General features: G+C 47.0%; 8 protein-coding genes. 1 reads left to right on the plus strand and 7 read right to left on the minus strand.

Translation table 11 applies throughout. From position 1 onward, the window contains the following. The 6 genes from VN105_RS22795 to VN105_RS22820 all read right to left on the minus strand — a co-directional run. Positions 1-496, minus strand: a 496-nt coding sequence (locus VN105_RS22795) for an AIM24 family protein (protein WP_325644540.1), incomplete at its 3' end; no start/stop codon positions are given. An 11-nt stretch (positions 497-507) separates the two neighbouring features. Next, positions 508-1,143 carry a vWA domain-containing protein gene (locus tag VN105_RS22800; protein ID WP_325644542.1) on the minus strand — a complete coding sequence of 212 codons (636 nt, stop codon included), beginning with the start codon at positions 1,141-1,143 and terminating at the stop codon, positions 508-510. Between the two features lie 17 nt (positions 1,144-1,160). Beyond that, on the minus strand, positions 1,161-1,799 hold the full coding sequence (locus tag VN105_RS22805) for a vWA domain-containing protein (protein ID WP_325644544.1): 639 nt from the start codon (positions 1,797-1,799) through the stop codon (positions 1,161-1,163). A 110-nt stretch (positions 1,800-1,909) separates the two neighbouring features. Beyond that, on the minus strand, positions 1,910-2,596 hold the full coding sequence (locus VN105_RS22810) for a TerD family protein (protein ID WP_325644546.1): 687 nt from the start codon (positions 2,594-2,596) through the stop codon (positions 1,910-1,912). Positions 2,597-2,617: 21 nt separating this feature from the next. Then, the gene (locus tag VN105_RS22815; RefSeq protein WP_325644548.1) at positions 2,618-3,193 is read right to left on the minus strand and encodes a TerD family protein; all 576 of its coding nucleotides are present in this window, start codon (positions 3,191-3,193) and stop codon (positions 2,618-2,620) included. A gap of 135 nt (positions 3,194-3,328) precedes the next feature. Further along, positions 3,329-4,165 carry an SGNH/GDSL hydrolase family protein gene (locus VN105_RS22820; protein ID WP_325644550.1) on the minus strand — a complete coding sequence of 279 codons (837 nt, stop codon included), beginning with the start codon at positions 4,163-4,165 and terminating at the stop codon, positions 3,329-3,331. A gap of 142 nt (positions 4,166-4,307) precedes the next feature. On the opposite strand from VN105_RS22820, the gene VN105_RS22825 reads away from it, so the two are divergent. Further along, a complete protein-coding gene (locus tag VN105_RS22825) occupies positions 4,308-4,748 on the plus strand; it encodes a DoxX family protein (protein ID WP_325644552.1) in 441 nt (146 codons plus the stop codon). Between the two features lie 58 nt (positions 4,749-4,806). Here VN105_RS22825 and VN105_RS22830 read toward each other — a convergent pair. Further along, on the minus strand, positions 4,807-5,211 hold a 405-nt coding region (locus VN105_RS22830), incomplete at its 5' end, for an SgcJ/EcaC family oxidoreductase (protein WP_325644554.1).

Raw genomic sequence — 5,211 nt, forward strand, 5'->3', positions numbered from 1 at the left:
AGATGAAACTTTTTTCATCTACAAAAACGGTTTGGCCGGGTGCGAGGTCCAATGTAATAGGTGTGCCTATCACATCTAAAAAAACAGTACAAAAACCTGTTATTTTCTGCATGATCAGGCCTGTTCCGCCGATCAGGGAAGTAAGGTTCATTTTTACATCAATATCAATTTTGTCGGAGGAGGCTACATAAGCGCCTGCTTTACAAACAATGCCGGTAGTGATCTGTTTCAGGTTCACGGGCAGCAGTCCTACTTTACCGGCTACCACCAGTTTCCGCGGATTCAGGTTGGTATTACACATTTCTACCTGGAAGATGCTTTCGCCGGTTAATTTTCTTTTGATCAGCCCGGCTACACCTTTATCAAATACATTGACCTTTGAAGTAATTCCTTCTTCATAATAGATCAATGCGCCTTTTTCACAAAAGAATTTTTCCTGTTGGGATAACTCTACTTCAAGACATTTGAAATCATGTCCGATCAATTTTACGTTCATTCTTTTTATTATCAGATGACTAAATTCACTTCATTCGGGGGCGGCGGCAGTGTTACCTGTTCTGAGGTGCCCATGCTTTTATTGCCCTGTTCTATGGTGTCGGATACCCACTTAAAAAACTGTTTAAGTGTGGCGCTGTCGGCGGTATCGAGATGAACAACGGTATCGGTCAGTTCTTTCAGCATACCATCGTCCGCGGCTTTGCCTGCGGCGCATCCCACAATGGTGGCGAAGTTCAGGCTTTTCACCAGCGGCGCCATTTTGCGGTACAGCTGCAGGTCCGAGGGTTTACCATCGGTAAAGAGGAACAATAAAGGGCGCCAGTCGCCTTTCTGCGTGGGGGTGCCTTTACGTACTTCGCTGTTCACTTTTCCATAAAGAAATTCCAGGGCATACCCGGTGTGCGTGGGGCCGCTTTGCGGGCAGGTGATTTCCGGCAGCTGGAAGCTGGCGAGTTCCGTGAGTGGGGTCAGTTCTTTTACCTCGCGGTCGAAAGTGATGATGCTGAGCCACAGGGAGTCCATTGCCTGGGGATCCATCCGGAGGGTATTTACCATGCCGCTCAATGCATTGTTAAGCGCCTGTATGGGCTCACCGTACATTGATCCGGAGGTATCCAATAAAAAAAATACCGGTAGTCGTCGCATATCAATATATTAATTTCTTAAACCACGATATTCAGTTCCGCCGGTGGCGGCGGGAGTTCGTTAAGCCCTATTACTTCTTTGCCGGTATCCTCTATTCTTGTGGAGGTAACGCCGATGGATGCGGTAACCCATGTAAAGAAACGGGCGATGCTCTGGCTGTCGGCGGTATCCAGGCTGAGTACATTTTCTGTTATCTGTTTCAGCACGGCGGTATCTGCGCCGGAACCGGCTGCGCAGGCAACGGTGTAAGCCACCTTGCGTTGTTTGAACGCAGACAAGCCGCTTTGCCAGTTATCCGTAGGAATACCGTCTGTCATGATGAACACCAGTGGCTTCCAGTCGCCTTTCTGCTCCATGGTGGTTTTAGCTACTTCCCGGTCGATGCAGTTGCTTACCAGTTGCAATGCTTCTCCCAGGGCGGTAGTACCGCTGGCTTTTATATCCACTACCTGGAAGGAGGCAAGATCGGTAAGTGGCACTACCTGTTTTGCGGAGCTATCGAAAGTAATGATGCTGATAAATGCGGTTTCGATGGCCTGCGGGTTCTGGCGTAATGAATTGATCATTATCTGTACCCCGTTTTTCACTGCCTCAATAGGTTCTCCATTCATAGAACCGGAGGTATCTAATAAAAGATACACAGGTAATCTTCTCATACTGCTTAATTTAATACCAGTGCTGGCATATTGAAAAGGGTCACATTTCATCCTGCGGAACGGTATGTTGCCGCAGGATGAATTTATGCTGAATATAGGTGTTTTTGTTATCAGGAGTAGGTTAACTTCTTCAATTCATCCACAAAGCTGTCTGATGGATGCGGGTTACCGACGGCCCTGAATTTCCAGGCGCCGTCTTTGCGGTAGATCTCTGCAAATGTCATAGAACACATACCGTTGTAGGTACTGTCGCCCGACAGGCTGAACTTAGCTATTTCCTTTCCTTTTTTATCGACTGCGCGGATGAATGCATTCTCGATCATTCCAAAATGCTGGTTATTGGCGCGACCGTTATAGATGGTGACCATAAAAAGGATCTTGTCGTATTTGCTGTCCATCTGATCCAGTTTAATGATGATCTGTTCATCGTCGCCATCGCCGGCGCCGGTGCGGTTATCGCCGGTTAACCAGATATTACCGGAGGGATGGCGCATGGAATTGAAGAAGATCACATCTCCTTCATACAATCCTACAGATCTGCCATCTCTTGTTTGCACTGTTCTGCCGAGGTTGGCCACTTTGCCATTGCTGTCGAGCAGCATAGCTACTGCATCCAGGTCATATTCTTCTTCCTTTTTTTCGCTGCCGAAAAGTTTTCCGAGGAAGCCTCCTTCTTTTGCTTTGGTTTGTCTTACGTCCCAGCCTAATCCGATGGTGACGGTTGACAGATCAAATTCCTCTCCTTGATCGTTTTTACGCAGGTCAATCGTCTGACCTTTTACCAGGTTAATAGCCATAGGTGATGGTTTATCGGTGGGTTATTTAATAATCTGACCTTTGAAATATTTGGATAAGAAGTAAGCCAGGTCTTCCCTGTAGCCGATACCGGATGCTTCAAATTTCCATTTACCATCTTTCAGGTACAGTCGTCCAAATTCCACCCCTGTTTCGATAGAGAAATCTTCTCCCAGCTCATACTTCGCAATTTCATTGCCGTTGGAGTCATCTACTATACGGATGTAGGAATCCCTTACCTGTCCAAAGTTCTGGCGCCTGCTGATGGCTTCATGGATGGTAACCACGAATAAAATTTCCTTTACGCGGGGATCTATTCTGGTAAGATCTACCTGGATGGTTTCATCATCGCCGTCTGCACTGTTTCCGCCGGTAGGATCATCACCGGTATGATGTAAAGCGCCATCCGGGGAATCGGTATTCCCATAAAAAACGAAGAATTGTTCCTGGATGATCTGCCGGGTTTCATCGATCATAAATGCGGAAGCGTCCAGGTCAAAATCTGATCCTGTACCTTCATTAGGATGCCAGCCTAATCCAATGCTGATCCTGGAAAGGCCGATATCGATCCGTTGTCCTTTTTGTAAGTTAATCGCCATTATTTAAGATTTAAACCTGGGGTAATATAGTATATTTATCGGAGAGTGAGTATAGCGCGAAGTTACCCGGGGGCTAACCAACTTTTCAAGTTACCAATACGTTTGATTTCCAGCTATTGAACCCGCTGCACCGGTTTAATAACCTTTCATTATTTTCACCAGCATATCTGCAATCACTGCAAATCCTTTATCTGAAGGATGTAAACCATCATAGGTCATATCAATGGCAGTTACCGGGTAGGGGTATTCATCTGTACCGGGATGAAAAGGAATATCTTTGTAATCCGGCCAGCGGTAGTTACGGTACTCTCCTGTGGCAGGGTCTTTCAGCCGTTTGTATTTCACTACATTTTCGAGGGTGATGCCGCTGTTATGATACAGGTCAGCCAAATCAAAATGTTCATAGCGGGCAATGGAGTCGATAGCCGCTACTACCTGCGAAAGCTGTTGTCCTTTCTTTTCCCTGTACGAGCCCCAGGCGTTGTTATTCATATCATTGATGTAAACAAAATCGCCGCGTTGCAACGGGGTGATCAGGATAATGTGCGCCTTTTTGTTCAGTGACCTCAGTTTATCAATGACGGTCCGGAATGCGCCGTAAACGGTACTATTGCCGGTTTGCTGAAGATAGTCTGAAAAATTGCCAACGGGGCGGCCTCCCCACCAGTCGTTGGTACCGAGAAATACGGAGTATACATCTGCCTTTACCAGGTCTAGTTTTTCTATGGCGTCTGCAATACCGCCGGAGGTCCAGCCGTTGTAGCCCTTATTGATATATTGCACATGCGGCAGCATTTCGGTAACCCTTGTCATGTATCCTTTGGTGATCCGGTTCCCGGTTTCATCCTGGTGCTCATTAAGGTAAGTAATGGAATCGCCGATAGCCACCCAGGTTATTTTCCGGGGCGCAAAAGCGGTAACTGCCACTATTACTGTTACTGCGATAAAAAAGCCTGTCAGCCATTTCTTCATGCTTGTATATTTTCGGGATTGAAATTAATCATATTCGTTAAATGTCCGGGAAATTTATAGCTGGACTACTACCCGATTACAAACTGGACTATCCCATTCAACGGGGTCTGCATTATTTTTGCGTATCAAAAATTATTACGCGATGACTATCAAGCAGGATATATCCCAGCTCTTTTTACGGGTAGGGTTAGGCGCCAGTTATTTGTGTGCGGGGCTCGACAGGTTTGGAGTATGGGGCCCTCCGGGTGCACCGGATGTAAGTTGGGGCGACTGGCAACATTTTATGCAATATGCCTACAAGCTGATGTTCTTTCTCCCCTACTCTGTGGCGGAAATTTTTGCTGCAATAGCTTCCGGTGCGGAGATAACTTTTGGCATCCTGCTGATCGCCGGCTTTTGGACGCGATGGGCAGCCATTGGCAGCGGCCTGTTACTGCTTGGCTTTGCATTGGCCATGACAGTAGCGCTGGGAATCACTGCACCGCTAAACTACTCTGTGTTCACCGCCAGCGCCGGTAGTTTTTTATTGTCTACCTTACCGGCATACCGCTGGAGTATAGACGGGATAAGGAAAAGAGCTTAGTCCCGCTTCCCGTTGAAGTAAGCGGATATTGCCATGGCATATATCTCTTAAAACAGAATTATTCATTCAGGTAAGCATACAGCGGGTACGGATCCGATAATCCGGAGGTAATTTGCGGCTTCTTTTCCAGGGCCGCTTTTTTTGTTGCCCCCATGATCCACTTTGCCAGCCAGTTCATTTTCTTAATGCGGCAATTGTGAAAAGCAGACATCTGCCACCGGCCTTCAGGGTTTTTCAGCCATACCGTAGTATTCACCGACTGCCGGCTTTCGGGTACTTTCTTCTGCCAGCGGAAACGGATAGCGCCGGTTGCTATTACCAACGCTACGTTTTCATCAAGGAAACGCACCTGTTGGATCTGACCATGCAGCCGGGCTCCTTTGAACATAAAATTGTTCATCAGCTGTTCATGCAGCCTAATGTATTCTTCCCGTCCCTTTAAGTGCATGCCGTTAAAAGTGAT

The sequence above is a fragment of the Chitinophaga sp. genome (genome assembly GCF_035564935.1).
GTDB lineage: Bacteria > Bacteroidota > Bacteroidia > Chitinophagales > Chitinophagaceae > Chitinophaga.